The sequence below is a fragment of the Aquirufa beregesia genome (assembly GCF_011090385.1).
Classification (GTDB): Bacteria; Bacteroidota; Bacteroidia; order Cytophagales; family Spirosomataceae; genus Aquirufa; species Aquirufa beregesia.
In genome coordinates this window covers 23,525-45,577 of the sequence record NZ_SEWW01000001.1, presented here as the reverse complement: position 1 = coordinate 45,577, position 22,053 = coordinate 23,525, and the positions used below count along the sequence as shown (strand labels likewise).

Below are 22,053 nucleotides of genomic sequence, written 5' to 3'. Positions count from 1 at the left end.
TTAATCCAAGTAATTTTCAGAAATTAAACGTAATCCATCTAAGGTGATTAACTTATTCACCTCATCAAAATAGGATTCTAAAGGGGTTAAAATAGACGACAATCCGCCGGTAGCCAATACTTTGACATGTTGGCCCTTCTCCGCCTTTACCCGATGAATCATCTCTTTCACCATACCAACATATCCCCACAATATGCCCGATTGAATCGCACTTACGGTATCAAATCCTAAAGCAGAATGAGGCATTTCTAAGGGTACTTCGGGTAATTGAGCTGTTTGAGAAAACAAAGATTTTACCGCCGTTTTTAGTCCAGGAGCAATGGAAACACCCTCCATTTTTCCCTGTGCATTCACTAAAGTAAAGGTTAAAGCAGTACCAAAATCAACAATTAACACATCCGCTTGATAGGCATAATGCGCATACACGGCATTGGCTACTAAATCAGATCCTATTTCATCTGGAGAAATAATATCAATAGGGAATTTCTGATACAATTTAGGCGACATGATATCAGCCGAAACAGAAAGCCAATTTTCTAGGCCTTTTTGAACATGATAGGAAACAGAAGGAACTACGGAAGAAATAATTAATTTCTGAGGCTTCAGCGAACCTATATTTTTCTCTAACCACTCCTGACGAATCCAATTTTCCATCCGCAACGTAGTCCAAGGCTGGTGAGTAGGCGTTCTTAAAATCAATTTCCACTCCCCTTCAGTATAAAATCCAAAGACAATGTCGGTATTTCCAATATCTACTACTAAGAGCATGTGTTAAGGTTTAATATCTTTTTCTAATCCCGCAGATAAAATTGGAAAACGAAGCCATGATTTTGGATCCAAACTATAATCATCCACATGAAAACCAGGTGCATAGCGCTCCCTTTTCCATTGATTTCTTGCCCATAATCGGAAAAATCGAGAACAAAAAACAGTCAATTGTTCTTCCGTAAAATGCGAACCATATTCCTGGATCAAATTTTGCAAACAAGCTGCAGGCGACAATTTATCAAAAAAGGCCCAGCGTTCAATAGCGTTTAATATAGGATAAGGCATTAAATCCTCCTCATCCACTTGCTTGGATGTTAATGGTCTTAATTCTGCACTTGGTTCTAATGTATTGACATGTGATAGGCCTGATAAGTGCCATGCCCCATCCAATCCCTCTTTCTCCATCCAAATCAGCCATTGACGAATAAATGTTTTATCAATTCCTGCAATAGGAGAAATAGAACCCGATGTATCTCCATCCATGGTAGCATATCCTACGGACGCCTCCGAACGGTTGGAAGTCGCTAATAATAAAGCATTGTTGATATTGGCCAGCATCCAAACACTAGGGCTACGTAATCTGGCTTGAACATTTTGTAGAGTGATATCATCCTGTTCCCAACTTAAGGTTCTTCCAATGGCCTTCTCAATGATGCCCCGATATTCTTTTACCAATACATCAATGTTCCAATCGTAATGGGTTGTTCCAATACTTTCCGCCAAAGCCTTGGCTGAAGCTCTGGTTTGATCAGAAGAATTTTCTGTTCCTTGATATGCCGTGGTTAAAATTTTGGCCATAAAATCCTTCTCAGATGCAATATCTGTTATCCAAGGAATGTAAGCCATTTTTGCTTGAACTCCCTCCCAACCTAACTCTTTGTAGGCCAACTTTACTGCTAAATAACACAAGGTTGCAATAGCCGATGAATCGGCTCCTCCGGAAAGCGATATTACCCAACCAAAGGAATGTGATTTTCTTACATAATCCCACAATCCCAAACTGACAGCTCGGGCAAACTCCTCTTCCTTGATGTTTCCTGAATGTTCCCAGGTGGCTCCCTCAAAGTTCGGATATTCACTTGGCTTCGGCCAATCAACATCAGCTTGTAGGAGATCTTCTCCCGTACTCGTTTCACTACTGATATCGACAGAAGCAATAATCAATTGGCTATCTTTAAAACTGAATCGCTTGGATTCTGCTAGTATTTGACCCTGATGAACCAAGTAGGCATCCCCATCAAAAATAGTTCTTCCTGATTCATTGCCTAATACATTAGCAAAGACATAGGCCCCTTGAATGATGTTAGAACCTTCTATGGCTAATCGCTGACGCGTTTTAGACTTAGCAAAGGCAAAATGAGATGCAGTAGGACTACAAATGACCGATACCCCTCGCTGTGCCAAGGAGTGGGCTGGTCTATTTTCTCCTTCCCAAGCATCTTGACATATTTCAATACCTATACTGATACCATCCGCATGAATACGATAATCTCCTATGGGAATGTCTCCCAAACTGGTGGAAATAAAGCTTCTTTTATGGGCAGGCCAAGGGTTAAACCAACGCGTTTCATAATGGACACCGTCATTGGCTAAATGTTGCTTCGGAATTAAAGCAATCAGTTTTTCATTAGCCAAACAAGCTGCTACATTATATAATTTATCTTCAAAAAAAATGGGTAATCCAACCCACACTAAGATATGTTGGGTATGAGGTAGTAATTGCAGCAAGTACTCCCAAGCTTTCTCAGAAGTATGGGCATTTAAAAACTGATCTTCACAACCGTAGCCCGTCAAACAAAGCTCAGGCAAACAAAGTATACCAGCCTGTTTTTGTTGGGCTTCTTGAATTAAAGATATGATTCGGGCGTGATTCCCCTTCCAATCCAAAGGTACTTGGTTAAGAACCCCGGCAGCTATTGCTATTTTAGGCATAATGATTAACGGGGTTTCTTGGAACTAACACGATCAGCTGGTTTATAAAATTGATACCAAGCTCTTTTCTTTGTAGGCTTATTGGGGCCTATGGTCGCGTAGTTGGAGGTTCTCACATGCTTATAGCGGGGAGTCCACATCCAAGAAAATGCTTCTCTAGGCCGATAATAACTTTCTCCGTGACGGTGTTCAACCCGTACACGACATGTCTCTCTAGGACAGCGCGCTGACCAACAAGAACTCATCCCAACTGTTAGGAAGGTTCCTATAAAAAACATCCAAAAAATACGGAATGTTTGATTCTTGATCATTTTAAGAGAAAAATAAAAAATCGATCCTGTCTATAAGAACGATTTCTTATTAGTTAAATTACAAATCAAAGCTTAATTTTACTTAGAATTTTAGCCTTGCATGCAATCAAACACCAAAGATATAAAATCAGTTGTAAAAAGAGATGCTTTTGAGTATCCAGTGATGGAATCTTTTTATACGATTCAAGGTGAAGGAAAATTCCAAGGACATGCGGCCTATTTCATTCGTTTGGGCGGTTGTGATGTAGGATGCCATTGGTGTGATGTGAAAGAATCTTGGCCCATAGATACACATCCGATTAAAACAGTAGCTGAATTAGTTCAAGAAGCATCTGAATTTCCAGGTAGAATCGTTGTTATTACTGGCGGAGAGCCTTTGATGCATGATTTAAACCCACTAACTGAAGCTTTACAAGAGGCAGGCTTTAGAACCCATATCGAGACTTCAGGTGTTGGCAAGCAAATAACGGGTGTATGGGATTGGGTCTGTTTTTCCCCTAAAAAATTCAAGGACCCTAATCCATACATATTTCCATTAGTCAACGAACTGAAAGTGGTCATTTTTCATCCCTCAGATATAGTCTGGTCACAATCTTGGACAGAAAAACTACCTGCAAAAAGCCTTTGGCTGATGCAACCAGAATGGTCCAAACAAGCAGACATGAATCCTTTGATTGTTGATTTTGTCAAAGAAAATCCTCGCTGGCAGATATCTGTTCAGACTCATAAGTTTTTACAAATCCCCTAACACATGCTAGCGGCTTGGATATTTTCATTCAGTGTATGGGGATTATCCTCAGATAGCCTAACATCGGCACCTATCACCGAACTCAATCTTCAAAAAGCACAGTATTTTCCACATTATTCGGAATCTCGAAAGGAAATCTACTATACAACCCGGGGAAATCAATCCGATGAAGAATTACAAGTAGCCACTTGGGATGGAGAAAAATTCATTGATCCTCAAGCACTTATCAGTATTAACCAAGATACTAATGAGGGGACTGTTACCTTATCTAAAGATGGGAACACCTTGATCTTTTCAGGCTGTGAATACAGAAACAGTTTTGGCGGCTGTGATTTATATGAAAGTTATTGGGTCAATGAAAGCTGGACTAAACCTCGAAATTTAGGTATACTGATTAATTCCCATGATTGGGAAGGTCAACCTTCCTTAAGTCAGGATGGTAAAAAACTCTATTTTTCATCGGACAGACCCGGGGGGCAAGGCAAGAGAGATCTTTGGGTGAGTGAAAAAGATGCTCATGGACGATGGAAATTGGCTGTTAATTTGGGTTCTCAAATCAATAGCTCCACAGATGAACAAGGACCTTATTGGTTGGAAAAACAAGAAGTATTAGTCTTTTCCAGTGATAAAAAAGGTGGACAAGGGGGATTAGATTTTTATCAAAGTCAATTAGAAAATAACCAATGGCTTGTGCCCAAAAATATATTAGAATTAAATAGTTCAGGAAATGAGGCAGGAATATGCTTAGGTATTCATGAAAATGAATATTTTATTTCTAGAAACAAGCCGGGTCAGGCTACAGAAGAAGAGTTACATCGTATCATCATTCCCAATTCCATTTGGATGGTGAAAAAAGTACTTCCAACTAAGGTAGATCCAGTAGTGCCGGCACCTTCCAAAATCAAGTTGCTAGATGTCAGCTTTGATGATATTCAATTTGCGACAAACCAATGGAACATTCCCAGCCCTATTCCTTCTAGTTTACTAAAATTGGCGCATTATCTCCAGGAAAACCCCATTCAAAAAATAGAAATCAGAGGGCATACAGATGAAATTGGGCAAGCTAAATCCAATCAAGTTCTTTCTGAGAAAAGGGCCAATTCCATCAAACTTTACTTAATAAATCAAGGGATTGCCGCCACTAGAATTCAAACCAAGGGACTCAGCTTTCTTAAACCCAAAGTAGCACCTGTTCAAGCAGAAGCTAGGAAGTTGAATCGAAGGATCGAGATCGTGCTTTTAAGTGATTAGTTACTTAGAAATATTTGTCTTGTCCTGAAATAGGTAGACTTTGGGTTTATTAATAATTCATTGTAAATATAAATTAAGCTGCATATAAATCAACTGGCTTTTTCATTTTTAAAGCTAAATGTGGTCTTGTTCTGAAATAAGTTGACTTTAGGTTTGTTAATAATACATCTTAAATAAAAATTTAGCAGTTTCAAAACCTCCAAAGTCTTTCTTTTTATAAAAATTAAAGTTCATGGTAAATGGTGTGATTATAGTTCTTTTGAATCAGCTCATAAATAACATCACTTAAAATCCAATTTTACGGTATTTCTTTTTTTTGAAAAAAAAGAAACAAAAAAAATTCTTTTCTTGTCGGTCATCAAAGGCGAATTTCGCTTCGCGAAACCGTAATTCACTCCGCTATCGCCTATATTTTTGACGCCGACACGCATCGCCTTTGCTAAGGTCAAAACCTCGTCTACCGCTGAGTTCATCATCTTTCGCTCGTGCTGACCGACGGTATTTTCTATCAAAAAATCTCAAAATTCATTCTAAAAACTAAACTCTAATAAAGACAACTGATGAGGTTAATCCCAACGAAAGATGGGAACGTAGCATGAGCGAAGCGGTAGGCGGATATTTGACCCGGCGCATAGGCCATGTGCGTTAGAGTCAAAGATTAAAGCCGTATGCGGAGTGAACATCGGTTCCGCGTAGCGGAATTCGTCTTAGGATTAACCGTACTTCATTTTTTTTTGTTTCTTTTTTTTAAAAAAAAGAAATACCTAAGTAATCGCATTAAAGTAGAGTGCGATATAAAATAACATGTATTGCTTCAATAAATACATATCGGAAAATCCCAAATATTAATGTTCGATAACTACCAGCTGAGTCGTCCTAAAAACTGTCAACCTATATCAGGACAAGACACTAAAAACTAAACCCTATCTCTTCTTTTTCTTTTTTGACTTCTTCTTTTTCTTCGCCTTTTTGACATAGACCGTATAAGGATGCTCCTGTAAGATAAGGCTATCCCTTTTTTGCAAGAAGGTTAAAAGCGTATCTCGTAAATCAGTCTCTTCTAATGGACGTATAAGCACAGGAGCAATACCTGCGCCTACGATACCTAATTCTTTAGCTGCGCTAAAAGACACATCAATCAATAAACGTTTATGATGCGGACCACGGTCATTAACCCGAACATACGACTTAATTCCGGATTGAATATGGGTTATTTCTAACCATGTTCCCATAGGGTATTTCCGGTGAGCAGCAGTGAATAAATAAGCATTATAACGTTCTCCGCTATATGTCTTTTTTCCACTTAAATTCTTATGATAATAAGAAGCTTTCCCTTGTTGATTTTGAGCTAATAATCCTTCTACAAACACTCCCATAAAAAGGAGGACAAAAAGAAAAAATCGCTTGAATTGTAATGTCATGCATTCTATTTAAGCTTGCAAATTAGCCCTAATACCTCAGTAAACCAAAAAAGCCCTTCGAAGGAAGGGCTTGGGGCTAGTTAAAAATCGTTAGGAAAATAAGCCTATCGTTGAGCAATCTCAACAAATGCACGGCTTGTTGCCCCAGTATAAATTTGTCTTGGACGACCAATAGGCTCTTTGTTAGCACGCATTTCTTTCCACTGTGCTATCCAACCTGGAAGACGACCAATGGCAAACATCACGGTGAACATATTGGTTGGAATTCCTAAAGCACGATAGATAATTCCTGAATAGAAATCGACATTCGGATATAGCTTTCTAGCTACAAAATACTCATCACTTAAAGCAGCGGCTTCCAAGCGTGCGGCAATAGCCAACACAGGATCATTGACTCCTAGAGCGGTCAAAACATCATCCGCTGCCTTTTTAATAATCTTCGCACGAGGATCAAAGTTTTTGTACACACGGTGTCCAAAACCCATCAAGCGGAAACCTGAATTTTTATCTTTCGCCATGGCAATGTACTTATCTGTATCACCCCCATCTGCCTTAATTGCTTCTAACATTTCTATCACCTCTTGGTTAGCACCACCATGTAATGGTCCCCAAAGGGCATTGATACCTGCTGAAATAGACGCAAATAAATTAGCATGAGAAGAACCAACTAAACGTACCGTGGAGGTTGAACAGTTTTGTTCGTGGTCAGCATGTAAGATTAATAATTTATTCAATGCTTTTGATACCACAGCATCGCCAGTATATTTTTCGCCTGGTTTAGCGAACATCATTTGCAAAAAGGTAGAACAATAATCCACCGAAGTGTCCGGTTGAATGATACCTTCACCCATGGATTTTTTATAGGACCAAGTAGCCATTATAGGCAACTGAGCTAATAATCTCAATACACTTTTTTCATCATCACCTGCTTCATCTGTAGAATAAAACGCAGACATCGCTCCTACTAAAGCAGCAATGGTACACATAGGATGTGAGTTTGTTGGGAATCCTTCAGAAATCTTAAATAAATCTTGATTTACCTGAGTGTAAGATTGGATATCAGCCGAAAAGGCATCCAACTGAGCTTGTGTAGGTAATTCCTCATGAATGAGCAAATAAGCAACCTCTAAAAACGAAGCTTTATCTGCTAATTCTTCAATGCTATAACCTCGGTAACGCAAAATCCCATCTTCTCCATCCAAATAAGTAATTGAACTTTTAGTTACTCCAGTATTTTTGAAGCCTGGATCAAACGTAATATAACCCGTCAAATCACGCAATTTTGCGATATCGATGGCCTTTTCGTTCTCTGTACCCTCCAGAGTAGGCAAATCAAAGGATTTCCCTTCGAGGTTAATAGTAGCCGGTTGAGACATAATTTTTATAAGCTTAACTTTGGTATAATCTTAAATATTGAAGAAGCTTATTGCTTCAAGCAAAATTCAAGCCTCTAAGATAATACGTAATTTTGAAAGGTTAATTACCTTTATGAATCCAAAAAAAATAAATTTATTTAACACAATTTTTTCTTTCTATATTTCAAAAATAATCGGTTTTTATGACCAATATCTCCCAAAAGTTCAATAACTACTCCTACAGCTCCACCCAGCGTTTTCTTACTTATGTACAAATTGACACACAATCTGACCCCAGCTCCTCTAATAGCCCTACTACAGAGAAACAAAAAGATTTAGGAAAAGTTTTAGTTCAGGAATTAAAACAACTTGGAATTGACTCATCCCATATGGATGAGTATGGCTATGTATATGCTCAGCTGCCATCCAATATAAATCAGTCCATTCCTGGTATATGTTTTTGTGCTCACATGGATACTTCGCCCGACTGTTCGGGTAAACAGGTTAAGCCCATCATTCACCGTAATTACCAAGGGCAAGATTTGGTTTTACCTGATGATTCGTCGGTGGTCATTCGTTTAAAAGAGCATCCAGATTTAGCCGAACAAATGGGTCACGATATCATAACGGCAAGTGGTAGAACTCTTTTGGGAGCAGATAATAAAGCCGGAGTAGCTGAAATTATGGATGCCATTCAGTTTTGGATAGAACATCCAGAAGTTCCTCATGGCCCCATCTCCATCCTATTTACTCCAGATGAAGAGGTGGGAAGAGGAACTGACCATGTCAATTTAGATCAAGTCAATGCGCAATATGGATATACCATTGACGGTGAAAAAAGAGGTCATCTAGAAAATGAAACTTTTTCTGCTGATGGATTTAAAATACAGATAGAAGGTATTTCTCAACATCCTGGTTTTGCCAAAGGACGCATGGAAAGCGCCCTAAAAATAGCGGCAGAAATTGTAAATCAACTACCCAAAAATCACTTAAGTCCTGAAAGTACTGAGAAAATGGAAGGGTTTATTCATCCTGTAGGAATTTATGGTAGTGTAGAGGCTGCTGAAATTGAATTAATCTTACGCGATTTCAAGACGGAAAAGCTCCAAGAATATGGTAATCTACTTCAAGAAATAACTCATAAGGTTTTAGAGAATTACCCTCATTCCAAAGTTCAATTTCAGCAAACGCAACAATACCGCAATATGAATGAGATTTTAGTCGATCACCCTGCTTGCCTAGAAAATGCGATGGAGGCCATGAGAAGAGCTGGATTAAATCCAGAAATGCAAAGTATACGTGGGGGAACGGATGGTTCCCGACTGACATTCATGGGTTTACCTTGTCCGAATTTGTTTGCTGGTGAGCATGCCTTTCACAGTAAACAAGAGTGGGTGAGTGTTCAGGATATGCAAAAAGCGACGGAGACTATCGTACATCTTGCTGCCATTTATGCAGAAAAGACTATCTCATAAAAAAACAAGCTTTGGGTTTAAACCCAGAGCTTGTTTTTCTTCAGCCGATTAAACATCATCCCACACTTTCAATCTTGAATTAATTTCTTACATTCTTTTGGAATTAATTCTGCCTAATTGACTTGAAATGATTAGAACCAAAATAGAAAATTCAGAATAAAGTTTTCTTCCTAAAAAGAGATAACCTCTAAATTGAACAAGCTCCGGGTTTAAACCCAGAGCTTGTTTTCCATCTAATTTAAATCAATTCGCTCCGTTTTTTCCAACGCTGGCAGCGTTCTAAACGCTGACAGCGTTACGGAGCGGAAACGTTTTATAAATTTATTTGTTGTCCAATTTCTTGATTATTCCCACTCAATCGTTGCCGGTGGCTTCGAAGAAATATCATATACCACGCGATTGACTCCTTTCACCTTATTGATAATTTCATTGGAAATTTTTCCTAAGAATTCATAAGGCAAATGACACCAATCGGCCGTCATTCCATCCAAACTACTCACTGCTCGTAAAGCAACCACCTGCTCATAGGTTCTTTCATCTCCCATCACCCCTACCGAATGAATCGGTAGTAAAATAGCTCCTGCTTGCCAAACCTGATCATATAGGCCTTCTGATTTTAAACCATTGATGAAAATAGCATCCACCTTTTGAAGTATATCCACTTTCTCTGGAGTAATATCACCCAAGATGCGAATCGCTAAACCAGGACCAGGAAATGGATGACGCCCTAAAATATCTTGAGGAATACCCAAGGTTTTACCCACTTTTCGAACTTCATCTTTAAACAAGGTATTCAAAGGCTCCACCACTTTCAACTTCATGAAATCAGGCAATCCGCCCACATTATGATGTGATTTGATAGTTGCCGATGGTCCTTTTACCGAAACCGACTCGATCACATCCGGATAAATCGTACCCTGACCTAACCAAGCTACTCCTTCTATAGCATGAGCCTCCTGGTCAAATACATCAATAAAGGTTTTACCAATAGCCTTTCTCTTTAATTCTGGATCACTTAATCCTGCCAAAGCATCATAAAAACGCTGCTTTGAATCCACTCCTTTGACATTCAATCCTAAGGAATGATAAGATTCCAGCACTTGCTCAAATTCATCCTTGCGTAACAAGCCATTGTCGACAAATATGCAATACAAATTCTTTCCTATTGCATGATGCAACAATACCGCAGCTACCGAACTATCCACCCCACCTGATAATCCCAACACCACTTTATCTTGACCTAATTTCTCTTTTAATTGAGCCACCGTAGTTTCAACAAAGGAATCAGAAGTCCAATCCTGAGTACAATCACAAACCTTCACCACAAAATTGCGTAAAATGATACTTCCTTCCGTACTATGAGTCACCTCAGGATGAAACTGTATCCCAAAAATAGGTTTAGAAGCATGAGCAAATGCCGCTACCTTGACCGTTTCCGTAGAACCAATAATTTCATAGGGAGCAGGTAATTCCATAATGGTATCTCCGTGCGACATCCAAACTTGACTACTATTGGAAATTTCATCCCACAAAACAGAATCTTTCGTTGCGTGCAGATGAGCACGTCCATATTCCCTATGCTGGGATGCCTGAACAGATCCGCCCCCTTGATGAGCCAATAGCTGCGCTCCATAACATATTCCTAAGATAGGCAATTCACCAAAAAGACTTAAATCCACCCTAGGTGAGTCTTCATCTCGAACTGAACATGGACTACCTGATAAAATAATCCCCTTCACAGAGGAATCTATCGTGGGTATATGATTGTAAGGATGTATTTCACAATATACTTGAAGTTCACGTACTCTGCGAGCAATCAATTGTGTCACCTGAGAACCGAAGTCAAGAATAATAATTTTTTCCGCCATAGCTTCGTTAAATAAAAATAAACGGCAAAGGTCGCAATTTTAAACGAAAAATCGAGTATTTATTTGGTATTTCTATCGATAAATCAGGTACTTCTCTCGAACCTTTTTATACTCTTTCAAACCCTCCTGCCAACTTGCCCTAATCTCCTTTTCTGATTTCCCTTCCAACATCATTTTTCTTAATTCATTGGTTCCTGCCAACTTGTCAAAGAAAGCTGGACTGGTAAAAAACGATTCTTTTTTGCCCATTTTTTCAAAGAAATAAAACAAATATTTCAAACTAAATCCTAAATCTCGTGTATCCGCCTGCGTTAAATCAAAACCATAACATAGCTTTCCTTTCAATGGTGGATCCATCGCTCCTGGCATAGGCATCGGTGTAAAGGTATAATTACCCAATCCTTCTACATTCGTTCCTGCCACTTGAAATTGAGTACTTGTTCCTCTGCCAATACTGACATTTGTTCCTTCAAACAAACACAAAGAGGGATACAATCCTATAGCCTGGTCATTAGGTAAATTGGGGGAAGGTGCCACGCTGATGTGCACTTTATCTGAATGTTTATATTTTTTAACAGGAATAACGGTCAAATCACATTGAATCCCTCGATCCAACCAAGCTTCCCCATTAATCATTTTGGCCAACTCCCCTAAGCTACATCCATGTACCACAGGAATGGGATTTAAACCCACAAATGAAGCAAATTCTTTCTCAAGTACCGGTCCATCTACATAATGCCCATTGGGATTAGGACGATCCAAAATAATCAATTTCACACTGTTTTCAGCGCAAGCTTCCATCACATAATGCAAGGTGGAACTGTAAGTATAAAAACGTGTCCCCACATCTTGAATATCAAAAATCATTACATCAATTCCTTCCAAATCAGCCTTAGTCGGCTTTTTATGTGAACCATATAAAGAAATGATAGGCAAACCTGTCTTCTCATCTTTTCCATTATCAATATGAGCACCGGCATCCGCTGTCCCTCTAAAACCGTGCTCAGGAGCAAAGATTTTCTTAATGGGTACTTTCAAAGACAATAAGGTATCTGCCAAATGAGTTTTACCTAAAACCGAAGTATGATTAACGACCAAAGCTATTCGCTTGTCAAATATCATAGGCAAATACTCAGCAATTTGTTGATCTCCCGGAATAGCTTTTGTTGATTGAGCCAAACTCATTGGAACAAATAGCCCATTGGAAAAAAACAACAATAAAATCAATAGCTTGTAGATTCGATGCATTCCTATTTTCTTTGCGGTTTAAAATTTACTTTTCAAATATCAGATAAATTTTAAGATTATTAATGTAAATCGACTGAATGAATTTTCCGCTTTTTGTTGCACGTCGGATTCGTAATACCCATGAAACCTCCTTTTCTAAAACGGTTACCTATGTCGGTATAGGAACAGTAGCCATGGGAGTCAGTATCATTCTCATTGCTTTTTCCATTTTATTCGGTTTTAAAGAATCCATTCTAGACAAATTAACCAGTTTTGCGGGGGATATCCATGTGAGTCAAATCACAGGAAATCATTCCCTTTCGGATAGTCCCATGCGTAGAAACTTAGCTTGGGAAAAAGCCATTCGTCAAAATCCTTCCATTGACCATATACAGGCACATTTACAAAAACCTGGAATTTTAGTGGGTAATGCAGGATTGGCTGGCATTGTTATTAAAGGAATTGGAGATGATGTCCCTAAAAATCAGTTGTCGAAAAACATGCTGCAAGGACATGCTCAAATTCAACATCCACAAGATATCATCGTAAGTAATACCTTAGCTAAACAACTGAAAGTCAAGCTACATGGCAGTTTAATTCTTTATTTTTTAAGTAATCCAGAACGTCCAAGAAAAGTAAAGATTACAGGAATCTATGAAACAGGATTAGAAGAATTAGATAAAATGTTCATTTTGGCCGACCGTAGCTGGGTTCAAAAAATGAATGGCTGGTCGGTCGATTCCATTGGTACCTATGAAATATTTCTAAAAAAATCAGCAGACTTATACCAATCTGCCGATGAGATAGAATCAAGCATGCCCACGGAATGGCGCTTAGAAACCATTACAGAGCTATACCCTGCTCTATTCGACTGGATGATGATGCTCGATAGAAATATTGTCATTTTTATTTCATTGTTATTGGTAGTTGCCTGTTTCAATCTCATTGCCACCCTTTGGGTGTTGATTATGGAACGTATTCCTATGGTGGGTGTATTAAAAGCTATGGGGGCTAGTCATCGGCAAATCAGGACCATATTTTGGTGGAACGGATTCTTTATTTTACTTCGTGGTTTAGCTTTAGGTAATATGTTAGCTGTGGTATTTTGCTACCTACAATCAACATACCACCTCATTCCTTTAGACCCCGAAAGCTATTACATGAATTCGGTTCCTATTGTCTGGTCCATGTCTACTTGGATTTGGGTCAATATCGGCACGAGTCTTTTGGTGGCACTCATCATCATCTTACCCACCATCTTTATCAAAAAAATTCAAGCACAAGAAGCGCTACAATACAAGCATTAACTATGAAAAGAATACGTATTTTCTTACTGTTGTTCATTTCGACTCTTGCGTTTGGTCAAGATAAGATTCAGTACAAGCTCGACTTGAATAAACTAGCCAATGACCGATTAGAGGTTATTGTCAAAACACCTAAATTCAAACAAAAGGAGGTGGTATATGCCCTTCCCAAAATTGTACCTGGAACCTATGCCAATTATGATTTCGGTCGATTTGTTCAGGAGTTTAAAGCACTAGATGCTCAGGGAAAAAGTTTACGCATCAAAAAAACAAGTCCCAATACCTACCAAATATCCAATGCTTCTCAATTGGCAGAGATTCGATATTTCGTGGATGACACCTGGGATAGCCCAGAAATTGCAGGCGATTATGTATTTGAACCCGCGGGAACCTCCTTTCAAAAGGATAGTTTATTTGCCTTGAACACGCATGCCATGTTGGGTTATTTCATTGGTTACGAAAAAACGCAAGTCCAACTATCCATTGATAAACCGGTTCATTTTTTTGGCGCAAGTTCTTTACAAAATACAAGTAAAGCCTCTACTGATCTATTTGAAGCGGCACATTATCAAGAACTGATAGATGCACCATTGATGTATTCTGCACCAGATACGATAAGTTTTCCTTTGGCCAATGCCAACATTTTAATTTCGGTCTATTCTCCCAATAAAATGTGCTCGGCTGCACAAGTGGCTGAACAGATAAAACCGATCTTAGAAGCACAAAAAAAATATCTAGGAGGTCAATTACCTGTTTCCAACTATGCCTTCATCATTGTCTTATCTGACAATATCAAAAACGGAAGTTACGGAGCATTGGAACATGCCCAATCTTCTTTCTATTACTTGCCTGAAGGAAATATTCAAACCTTATCGGAAACCATCCGTGAGGTATGTGCCCATGAATTTTTCCATATAGTTACCCCTTTAAATATCCATTCGGAGGAAATTGGAAACTTTAATTTCCTACAACCCAAGATGTCCAAACACTTATGGCTGTATGAGGGATTAACGGAATATGCAGCCCATCATGTTCAACTAAAATACCAAATCACCGACCTCAAGAAATTCATGTCCACTTTTGAAAATAAGTGGGAAGTGATGAATGTGCAATTCGACAGAAAATTACCCTTCACCGTCATGAGTGAAAAAGTATTGGATAAGTATAAAGATCAATACGGAAATGTCTACCAAAAAGGAGCTTGGCTAGGATTTGGATTAGATGTAACGCTCAGAAAGATCAGTCAAGGAAAATACGGAACTCAAGAAATGATGCGAGATTTGGCTAAATTTTATGGGCCTCACCAGTCTTTTAAAGACGATGAATTATTTGATCAATTGGTTAAAATCACCCAAAAACCGGAATTGAAAAGCTTTTTTGAAAAATATGTGGAAGGGAAAGAAGAAATTCCTGTAGCCGATTGGCTTCATAGCATAGGCTATGAAATCCAAGAGTTTAATGCCAGCCCTGTCAAGTCCTTAGGTTTTGATTTTCAGGCATTAAATGTTAATTCCGAGACCCATCGAGCTATTATTAATTCAGAAGATGGAATCAATGAGTTTGGACGCATGCTGGGCCTTCAAGCCAAAGATGAATTGGTATTTATCAATCAACTTTCTTTTAGCTTAGAAAATTTCAGCGTGAATGCCGCTAAAGTACTTAAAGATATCCAGTTAGGTGACATCTTAGAAATAGAAGTAGCCAGACCCAAAGTCAATGGAAGCTATGAAACAGTTCGTTTAAAAGCCCCATTTCAAACAAGTATGGGCAGCGCCCCGACCTCTTTTGTTCCTCAAAAGAATCCGAGCGATGCCCAATTGGAATTACGTCAGCAATGGATGAATTCTATTCCGTAGTTTGTGCTTCCACTACCGCAATAGCCACCATATTGATAATTTCTCGTACACTAGCTCCTAGTTGCAACACGTGAACAGGTTTACGCAATCCTAGTAGTATCGGTCCAATGTATTCAATTTCTGCTGCTTCTTTCAATAAATTGTAGGCGATATTGGCTGCAGACAAATTAGGAAAAATGAGCGTATTGGCCGTTTCATTTCCTAAAGTAGCAAACGGATAATTTTGTTGGCGTAACTCCTTATCAAAGGCCAAATGTGCTTGCATTTCGCCTTCAATCAGCCATTTAGGGTATTTTTTCTGCAAAATATGAGTGGCCTCGCGCATTTTGATGGCATCATCTCCATCGGCTGATCCAAAATTGGAATAACTCAATAGCGCAATTCTTGGCTGTAAATTAAAACGCTCCACAGCCTCTCCTGTCAAGCGAGTGATTTCCACGATGTCTTCTACATCTGGCTGAAAATTAATGGTGGTATCAGAGAAAAACAATGGCCCTTTTTTACTTAAAAGTAAATACATCCCTGCCACTTTTTTAACTCCTGGTTTTTTACCAATAATCTGTAAAGCTGGTCGAATGGCTTCAGGATAATTCTTCGTCAAACCAGAAATAACCCCATCTGCACGCTGAGTTTCCAGCATCATGGCGGCAAAGTAATTACTCTTTCTTACCTGTTTTTCAGCTTCCCATCGTGTATAGCCCCTTCTTTTACGCTTTTCATAAAACAAATCAGCAAACTCTTTTAACAAAGGTTCACTATCTGGATGTTTAAAGTCCAGAATTTCTGTTCCCTGTAAATCTATATGATGTTCTTCACAAATGGCCTGAATGGCGGCTTGATTTCCTAATAATATCGGTTTAGCTATCCCCTCGTCAAGTACTTCCCTCACGGCCTTTAACACTTTCAAATTTTGCGCATCGGCAAACACAATACGCTTAGGATTACTCTTGGCACGCTTCAAAATGAATTTCATCACCTGATTATCTAAACCTAAGCGTTTAGCCAATTGGTGTTCGTATTCATCCCAATTTTTAATTTGAACGGTAGCCACACCTGAGTCCATGGCCGCTTTGGCCACAGCCATAGAAACGGTGGTAATCAAACGTGGGTCTACCGGTTTAGGAATAATATAATCCGGTCCAAAACTGATGCTCTTTTCATTATAAGCCAAATTCACAATATCAGGTACCGGTTTTTTAGCTAAACAAGCCAAGGCCTTAGCCGCAGCTAGTTTCATTTCATCGTTGATCTCGGAGGCTCTCACATCCAAAGCTCCTCTAAAAATAAAGGGGAAACCCAAGACATTATTGACTTGATTAGGATAATCCGAACGACCTGTGGCCATGATTAAATCATCTCGAACTGCCTTGGCTTCTAAATAACCTATTTCTGGAGTTGGATTAGCCATAGCAAAGACAATGGGGTCTTTTGCCATCGTTGCAACCATATCAGGAGAAATAATATTACCCACCGATAAACCTAAAAAGACATCTGCTCCTTTCATGGCTTCGGCTAATGTTCTTTTTTCTTGGGCATCACAAGCTAATGGGCTAACATATGGATTCAAGTCCGTTCTAGCTTTTGAAACTAGACCGTCTTTATCAAAAATCAGAAAATTTTCAATCTTAGCTCCTAATTGCAAGTATAATTTAACACAAGAAATGGCCGCAGCACCTGCTCCTGAAACCACAAAACGCGCTTGATTAATTTTTTTCCCCACAATTTCTAAGGCATTAATTAAAGCTGCAGAAGAAATAATCGCTGTTCCATGCTGGTCATCGTGCATGATGGGAATCTTCAAGCGCTTTTTCAGTTTCTCTTCAATTTCAAAGCACTCGGGCGACTTGATATCTTCCAAATTGATTCCTCCAAAAGTAGGTTCTAAGCGTACGACTGTCTCGACAAAATCGTTTGGCTCCAGGCAGTTCAACTCGAGGTCAAATACATCAATATCGGCAAAAATCTTAAACAAGACTCCTTTTCCCTCCATGACAGGCTTACTAGCTTCCGGACCAATATTTCCTAATCCTAAGACGGCTGTTCCATTAGAAATCACCCCCACTAAATTGCCCTTGGCTGTATACTGGTACACTTTTTCTGGAAAGGCGGCAATCTCTAAACATGGCTCTGCCACACCAGGGGAATAGGCAAGCGATAAATCCCGCTGAGTGGCGGTGGATTTGGTAGGTTTAACTTCAATCTTCCCTGGTTTACCTTCGGAATGGTAAGCTAAGGCATCTTGTTTTAAAATAGATGAAATGGACATAATTGGATATGTTGATGAAAATTATTCGGACTCGGGGGCGTGAAATTCACCTTCATGCTTCGCCAACCAAATGGTAGCTACCCCATTACCAATGAAATTTGTGATCGCTCTGGCTTCTGACATGAAACGATCCACACCTAAAAGAAGGGCTAATCCCTCTAATGGGATGACTTGTAAAGCAGTTAATGTGGATGCTAACACGACAAATCCACTTCCTGTTACGCCTGCGGCGCCTTTGGACGTAACCATCAAAACACCAATGATGGTTAATAATTGTTCCCAATTGAGTTGGATACCGTATACCTGAGCGAGAAATAAAGTCGCCATAGATAAGTAAATACTGGTACCATCTAAATTAAAGGAATATCCGGCAGGGACCACTAAGCCCACAACAGACTTGGAGCATCCCATTTTTTCTAATTTTTGCATTAAAGAGGGTAAGGCTGCCTCCGAAGAAGAAGTGCCTAAGACAATCAAAAGTTCTGCCTTGATATAACTCAAAAAAGAGGTGATTCTTTCCCCGCAGGAACGCATGACCAAGGCCAAAATAACAAATATAAATAGCCCCATGGTGATGTAAACGGAGGCCATTAGTTTAGCTAATGGAAGCAAGGAGTGTATTCCAAATTTTCCAATTGTGTAAGCCATCCCACCCATAGCACCCAAAGGCGCTAAATACATCACCCAATGCAGGGCTTTAAATACCCAATGGGAGGCTTGTTCCATCCCAGAAATCATACGAGCTTTTCCCCGAACAGAGTTTAAAAATACTCCAAAAAAAATGGAGAAAAATAAAACCTGAACGGTAAAATTTTCTTTCAAAAACAATAACCAAGAGAAAGAAGCTGCTTTGGAAGTATATTTACTAATGTCTCCTCCCGCCACATCCGAACGAATGACGCCTTCCCCAGGAACTAAAATGGTCGATACGAAAAGGCCAATGACCAATGCCACGGTAGTAATCACCTCAAAATACAACAAGGCCTTCCCTCCAACTCGACCCACCTTTTTCAGGTTACCCATATTGACTATTCCCAAACTGATTGTCAAGAAAATAATGGGATGAATAAATAATTTCACTAAACTGATAAAAAATCCACTCAGCAATTCACTTAAACTTGGTCCCATGCTGATATCAGCCCCTAAAAATGAATACGTAAATTTCTTTTCCATTAAGGAATACAATGCCCATTCTGGAGCAAAATGGCCTAGTAGAACACCTAGAAAAATGGAGATTAATACCCAAAAAGTAAGGTTCTGTGTAATTTTCTTTTTACTCATTCGTTTGTATGCAGATGATAAACAAATGTAAGGATTAATAGCAAAATATCCTCGTTTGGGATTCTGGGCTTATTTACCGAATTTTGCACCTTCATGAACCTTTTGAGATCTTTCAGGTGTTACTAATTTTATGGCAGAAAAAATTAAATGTTTGATTATTGGCTCAGGGCCGGCAGGTTATACCGCAGCTATTTACGCTTCTAGAGCAGGTTTACAACCGATTATGTATCAAGGTGGTCAACCCGGTGGTCAGTTAACTACAACCACGGAAGTTGACAATTTCCCTGGCTACCCCAAGGGTGTAGAGGGGCCCACGATGATGCAGGATTTAGAAAATCAAGCGAAGCGATTTGGTACCGATGTGCGCTTTGGTTTAGCCACTAAAGTAGACTTTAGCAGTCAACCCAAGAAAGTGTGGATCGATGATCAAATCGAATTAGAAGCTGATGCCGTTATTATTGCGACTGGGGCTTCTGCCAAATGGTTAGGATTGGAAGGAGAAACAACTTTCAATGGTTTAGGCGTTTCTGCCTGTGCTGTTTGTGATGGTTTCTTTTACCGTAATCAAGTAGTAGCTGTCGTTGGAGCGGGTGATACCGCTGCCGAAGAAGCTAGTTATTTGGCTAATTTATGTACAGAAGTACACATGATTGTTCGCAGAAACGAAATGCGGGCTTCCTTAATCATGCAAGAACGTGTTAAAAATAATCCAAAAATACATATCCACTGGAACTCAGAAACGGAAGAAATTCTAGGAGACGCTAACGGAGTTACGGGTATTCGTATCAAAAACCGAGAGACTGGAGCCACGGAAGAAATCACCTTAACCGGATTTTTCGTAGCCATTGGTCATCAACCGAATACTTCCATTTTCAAAGGTCAATTGGACATGGATGCACAAGAATATTTGATCACAGAAAAAGGGAGTGCTCGCACCAATATCCCTGGCGTATTTGCTTGTGGAGATGTGCAGGATTCTATTTATCGACAAGCAGTAACAGCAGCTGGTAGCGGTTGTATGGCTGCCTTAGATGCAGAAAGATGGTTGGCTGCCAATCATTTACATTAAAACACATGTATGTCAGTAAAAAACCTGATTTTCTTCCTATCTCTTAGTTTTTTTGCCTTTACAGCTAAGGCACAAGAACGTAATTTGTTCAAAAAGAGCACCAAGATAGAGACCAAATCTAACCCCAATACCAAAGAAAAGAAAGAGGAAATCGATGATCTCCCTCCATTACAATTTCGAAATGAAACGGAAACCTCTGGAATGGTGGCTGGTTCTGAGATGCAGGAACGTAAATATGAACCTATTAAAATCGTAAACCCAACCATCAGTAATTTCGATACCACTTCCATCGATGAAGGGGAAGCTCTAGTCGTTGAAATTGAAGAAGAAAATGCTCCAGTAGGAAGTGAAGATTTCGTCACCGTAGCCTCCTATTTTGCCATTTGGGATACTAAAAGTATAGACCCATATGACATAGACATCAAAGATTTTGATGAACCTGTCGACATAGAACTATACAATGTTGGCAGCGGTAGAAATTGGTCTCCTCCTTTAAATGTAGTTAAACAGACCAGTCCATTTGGCCCACGTTGGGGGCGCTTACATGCTGGGGTTGACCTAGACTTGGAGACAGGCTATCCAGTGATGTCGGCCTTTGATGGCATTGTTCGTATTTCAGGTTTTGATTATTCCGGTTATGGCAACTATGTGGTAGTCAGGCATTACAATGGACTAGAGACACTTTATGGTCATCTTTCCAAACGAAACTTTGAACCAGGTACTTTTGTGAAAGCGGGAGATGAAATAGGTTTAGGAGGAAACACCGGTAGAAGTACGGGCTCTCACTTGCATTTTGAAACTAGGTATGAAGGAAACCCCTTCAATCCGAACAATGTGTATAATTTGAGCACAGGAGAACCGCTTTCAGATCACTTATTAATTACCGCTAGAACATTTGATAGACGCTCCCTTTCCCTTCGCAATGAATACGGAAGTGCGGGTGAAAAGATTCGTTCTAGACGTACGGCTTGGACACGCGTTCGTTCAGGGGATTCCTTGTATTCCATCGCTCAAAGAGCAGGAATGTCAGTGACCAAATTGGCTAGATTAAATGGATTAAAACTCAGCTCCACCATTCGAGCAGGTAGACGTTTACGTATTCACTAATGATGAAACTTGATATTTTAGTTATGGCTGCGCATCCAGATGATGCCGAGCTAGCTTGTTCGGGTACTATAGTATCTCAAATTCAGCAAGGCAAAAAAGTAGGTATTGTTGATTTTACCCGTGGTGAATTAGGTACGAGAGGTACACCAGAAATTAGAATAGCTGAATCTGCCGCTTCTAGCGCCATTTTAGAAATTCATGCCCGAGAAAACCTAGGAATCAGAGATGGTTTCTTCCGAAATGATGAAGAAAGCCAATTGAAATTGATTCAAATCATTCGTAAATACCAGCCCGAAATCGTATTGGCTAATGCGTTGGAAGACCGCCATCCAGATCATGGGAAAGGCGCTCAATTAGCCATTGATGCTTGTTTTTTATCTGGCTTACGAAAAATAGAAACTCATGATGAGCTAGGTAATGCACAAGCAGCTTGGCGACCAAAACATGTTTTTCACTACATTCAAGATCGGTATTTAAATCCTGATTTTGTGATTGATGTCAGTGCCCATTGGGATGTCAAAGAGCAATCCATTCGTGCATTCAAAAGTCAATTCTTTGATCCAAACTCGAATGAGCCAGACTCTTACATTTCCTCTCCCGACTTCCTAGAATTCATCCGTGCCCGTTCCATGGAAATGGGTCACAAAATAGGTGTTAAATATGGAGAAGGATACCAAAGCCAAAGAACAATGGGGTTAAATGGATTTGAGGCAATACTGTAAATTATAAATGATGAATTATAATTTATAAATGAGTTTTGAATTCAACTTACAATTCAAATTTACAAATCCCTTTCCACCTTGGCTGCACGACA

At 39.4% G+C, this 22,053-nt stretch carries 17 protein-coding genes; 8 read left to right on the top strand and 9 right to left on the bottom strand.

The window, feature by feature from the left end; translation table 11 throughout:
- The 3 genes from EWU23_RS00180 to EWU23_RS00170 are packed head-to-tail and all read right to left on the bottom strand — an operon-like array spanning position 1 to position 3,011.
- The gene (locus EWU23_RS00180) at positions 1 to 768 is read right to left on the bottom strand and encodes a type III pantothenate kinase (protein WP_166227628.1); all 768 of its coding nucleotides are present in this window, start codon (positions 766 to 768) and stop codon (positions 1 to 3) included.
- Positions 769 to 771: 3 nt separating this feature from the next.
- Positions 772 to 2,700, bottom strand: coding sequence for an NAD(+) synthase (gene nadE, locus EWU23_RS00175; protein ID WP_166227626.1), 1,929 nt, complete (start codon positions 2,698 to 2,700; stop codon positions 772 to 774).
- Positions 2,701 to 2,705: 5 nt separating this feature from the next.
- Positions 2,706 to 3,011, bottom strand: a complete 306-nt coding sequence (locus tag EWU23_RS00170) for a hypothetical protein (RefSeq protein WP_109322691.1) — start codon at positions 3,009 to 3,011, stop codon at positions 2,706 to 2,708.
- A 100-nt stretch (positions 3,012 to 3,111) separates the two neighbouring features.
- Here EWU23_RS00170 and EWU23_RS00165 point away from each other — a divergent pair, with 100 nt between their 5' ends.
- On the top strand, positions 3,112 to 3,759 hold the full coding sequence (locus EWU23_RS00165) for a 7-carboxy-7-deazaguanine synthase QueE (RefSeq protein WP_235942123.1): 648 nt from the start codon (positions 3,112 to 3,114) through the stop codon (positions 3,757 to 3,759).
- Positions 3,760 to 3,762: 3 nt separating this feature from the next.
- Positions 3,763 to 5,010, top strand: coding sequence for an OmpA family protein (locus tag EWU23_RS00160; protein ID WP_166227624.1), 1,248 nt, complete (start codon positions 3,763 to 3,765; stop codon positions 5,008 to 5,010).
- 923 nt (positions 5,011 to 5,933) lie between these two features.
- On the opposite strand, the gene EWU23_RS00155 is transcribed toward EWU23_RS00160, so the two are convergent.
- Together EWU23_RS00155 and EWU23_RS00150 are read right to left on the bottom strand one after the other, a co-directional pair.
- Positions 5,934 to 6,431: a septal ring lytic transglycosylase RlpA family protein gene (locus EWU23_RS00155; RefSeq protein WP_166227622.1), complete on the bottom strand. Its 498-nt coding sequence runs from the start codon at positions 6,429 to 6,431 to the stop codon at positions 5,934 to 5,936.
- A 104-nt stretch (positions 6,432 to 6,535) separates the two neighbouring features.
- On the bottom strand, positions 6,536 to 7,807 hold the full coding sequence (locus EWU23_RS00150) for a citrate synthase (protein ID WP_166227620.1): 1,272 nt from the start codon (positions 7,805 to 7,807) through the stop codon (positions 6,536 to 6,538).
- A 182-nt stretch (positions 7,808 to 7,989) separates the two neighbouring features.
- Between EWU23_RS00150 and pepT the strand changes: the two genes are divergently transcribed.
- Positions 7,990 to 9,261, top strand: coding sequence for a peptidase T (gene pepT / locus EWU23_RS00145; RefSeq protein WP_166227608.1), 1,272 nt, complete (start codon positions 7,990 to 7,992; stop codon positions 9,259 to 9,261).
- A 344-nt stretch (positions 9,262 to 9,605) separates the two neighbouring features.
- On the opposite strand, the gene guaA is transcribed toward pepT, so the two are convergent.
- Positions 9,606 to 11,129, bottom strand: a complete 1,524-nt coding sequence (gene guaA, locus EWU23_RS00140; protein WP_166227606.1) for a glutamine-hydrolyzing GMP synthase — start codon at positions 11,127 to 11,129, stop codon at positions 9,606 to 9,608.
- Positions 11,130 to 11,201: 72 nt separating this feature from the next.
- The gene (locus EWU23_RS00135) at positions 11,202 to 12,377 is read right to left on the bottom strand and encodes an exo-beta-N-acetylmuramidase NamZ family protein (protein ID WP_166227604.1); all 1,176 of its coding nucleotides are present in this window, start codon (positions 12,375 to 12,377) and stop codon (positions 11,202 to 11,204) included.
- A gap of 77 nt (positions 12,378 to 12,454) precedes the next feature.
- Between EWU23_RS00135 and EWU23_RS00130 the strand changes: the two genes are divergently transcribed.
- Positions 12,455 to 13,663, top strand: coding sequence for an ABC transporter permease (locus EWU23_RS00130; RefSeq protein ID WP_166227602.1), 1,209 nt, complete (start codon positions 12,455 to 12,457; stop codon positions 13,661 to 13,663).
- 2 nt (positions 13,664 to 13,665) lie between these two features.
- Positions 13,666 to 15,516 carry a M61 family metallopeptidase gene (locus tag EWU23_RS00125; protein ID WP_166227600.1) on the top strand — a complete coding sequence of 617 codons (1,851 nt, stop codon included), beginning with the start codon at positions 13,666 to 13,668 and terminating at the stop codon, positions 15,514 to 15,516.
- Here the strand turns inward: EWU23_RS00125 and EWU23_RS00120 are convergent.
- Positions 15,506 to 17,782: an NADP-dependent malic enzyme gene (locus EWU23_RS00120; RefSeq protein ID WP_166227598.1), complete on the bottom strand. Its 2,277-nt coding sequence runs from the start codon at positions 17,780 to 17,782 to the stop codon at positions 15,506 to 15,508. The two genes, EWU23_RS00125 and EWU23_RS00120, sit on opposite strands and share 11 nt — an antisense overlap.
- A 21-nt stretch (positions 17,783 to 17,803) precedes the next feature.
- The gene (locus EWU23_RS00115; protein WP_166227596.1) at positions 17,804 to 19,063 is read right to left on the bottom strand and encodes a cation:dicarboxylate symporter family transporter; all 1,260 of its coding nucleotides are present in this window, start codon (positions 19,061 to 19,063) and stop codon (positions 17,804 to 17,806) included.
- Between the two features lie 130 nt (positions 19,064 to 19,193).
- Here EWU23_RS00115 and trxB point away from each other — a divergent pair, with 130 nt between their 5' ends.
- From trxB to bshB1, 3 genes are read left to right on the top strand one after another with little or no spacing between them, the layout of a single operon-like run.
- On the top strand, positions 19,194 to 20,132 hold the full coding sequence (gene trxB / locus EWU23_RS00110; protein ID WP_166227594.1) for a thioredoxin-disulfide reductase: 939 nt from the start codon (positions 19,194 to 19,196) through the stop codon (positions 20,130 to 20,132).
- 9 nt (positions 20,133 to 20,141) lie between these two features.
- The gene (locus tag EWU23_RS00105; RefSeq protein ID WP_166227592.1) at positions 20,142 to 21,239 is read left to right on the top strand and encodes a peptidoglycan DD-metalloendopeptidase family protein; all 1,098 of its coding nucleotides are present in this window, start codon (positions 20,142 to 20,144) and stop codon (positions 21,237 to 21,239) included.
- 2 nt (positions 21,240 to 21,241) lie between these two features.
- A complete protein-coding gene (gene bshB1 / locus EWU23_RS00100; protein WP_166228982.1) occupies positions 21,242 to 21,961 on the top strand; it encodes a bacillithiol biosynthesis deacetylase BshB1 in 720 nt (239 codons plus the stop codon).
- Positions 21,962 to 22,053: the final 92 nt, after the last annotated feature.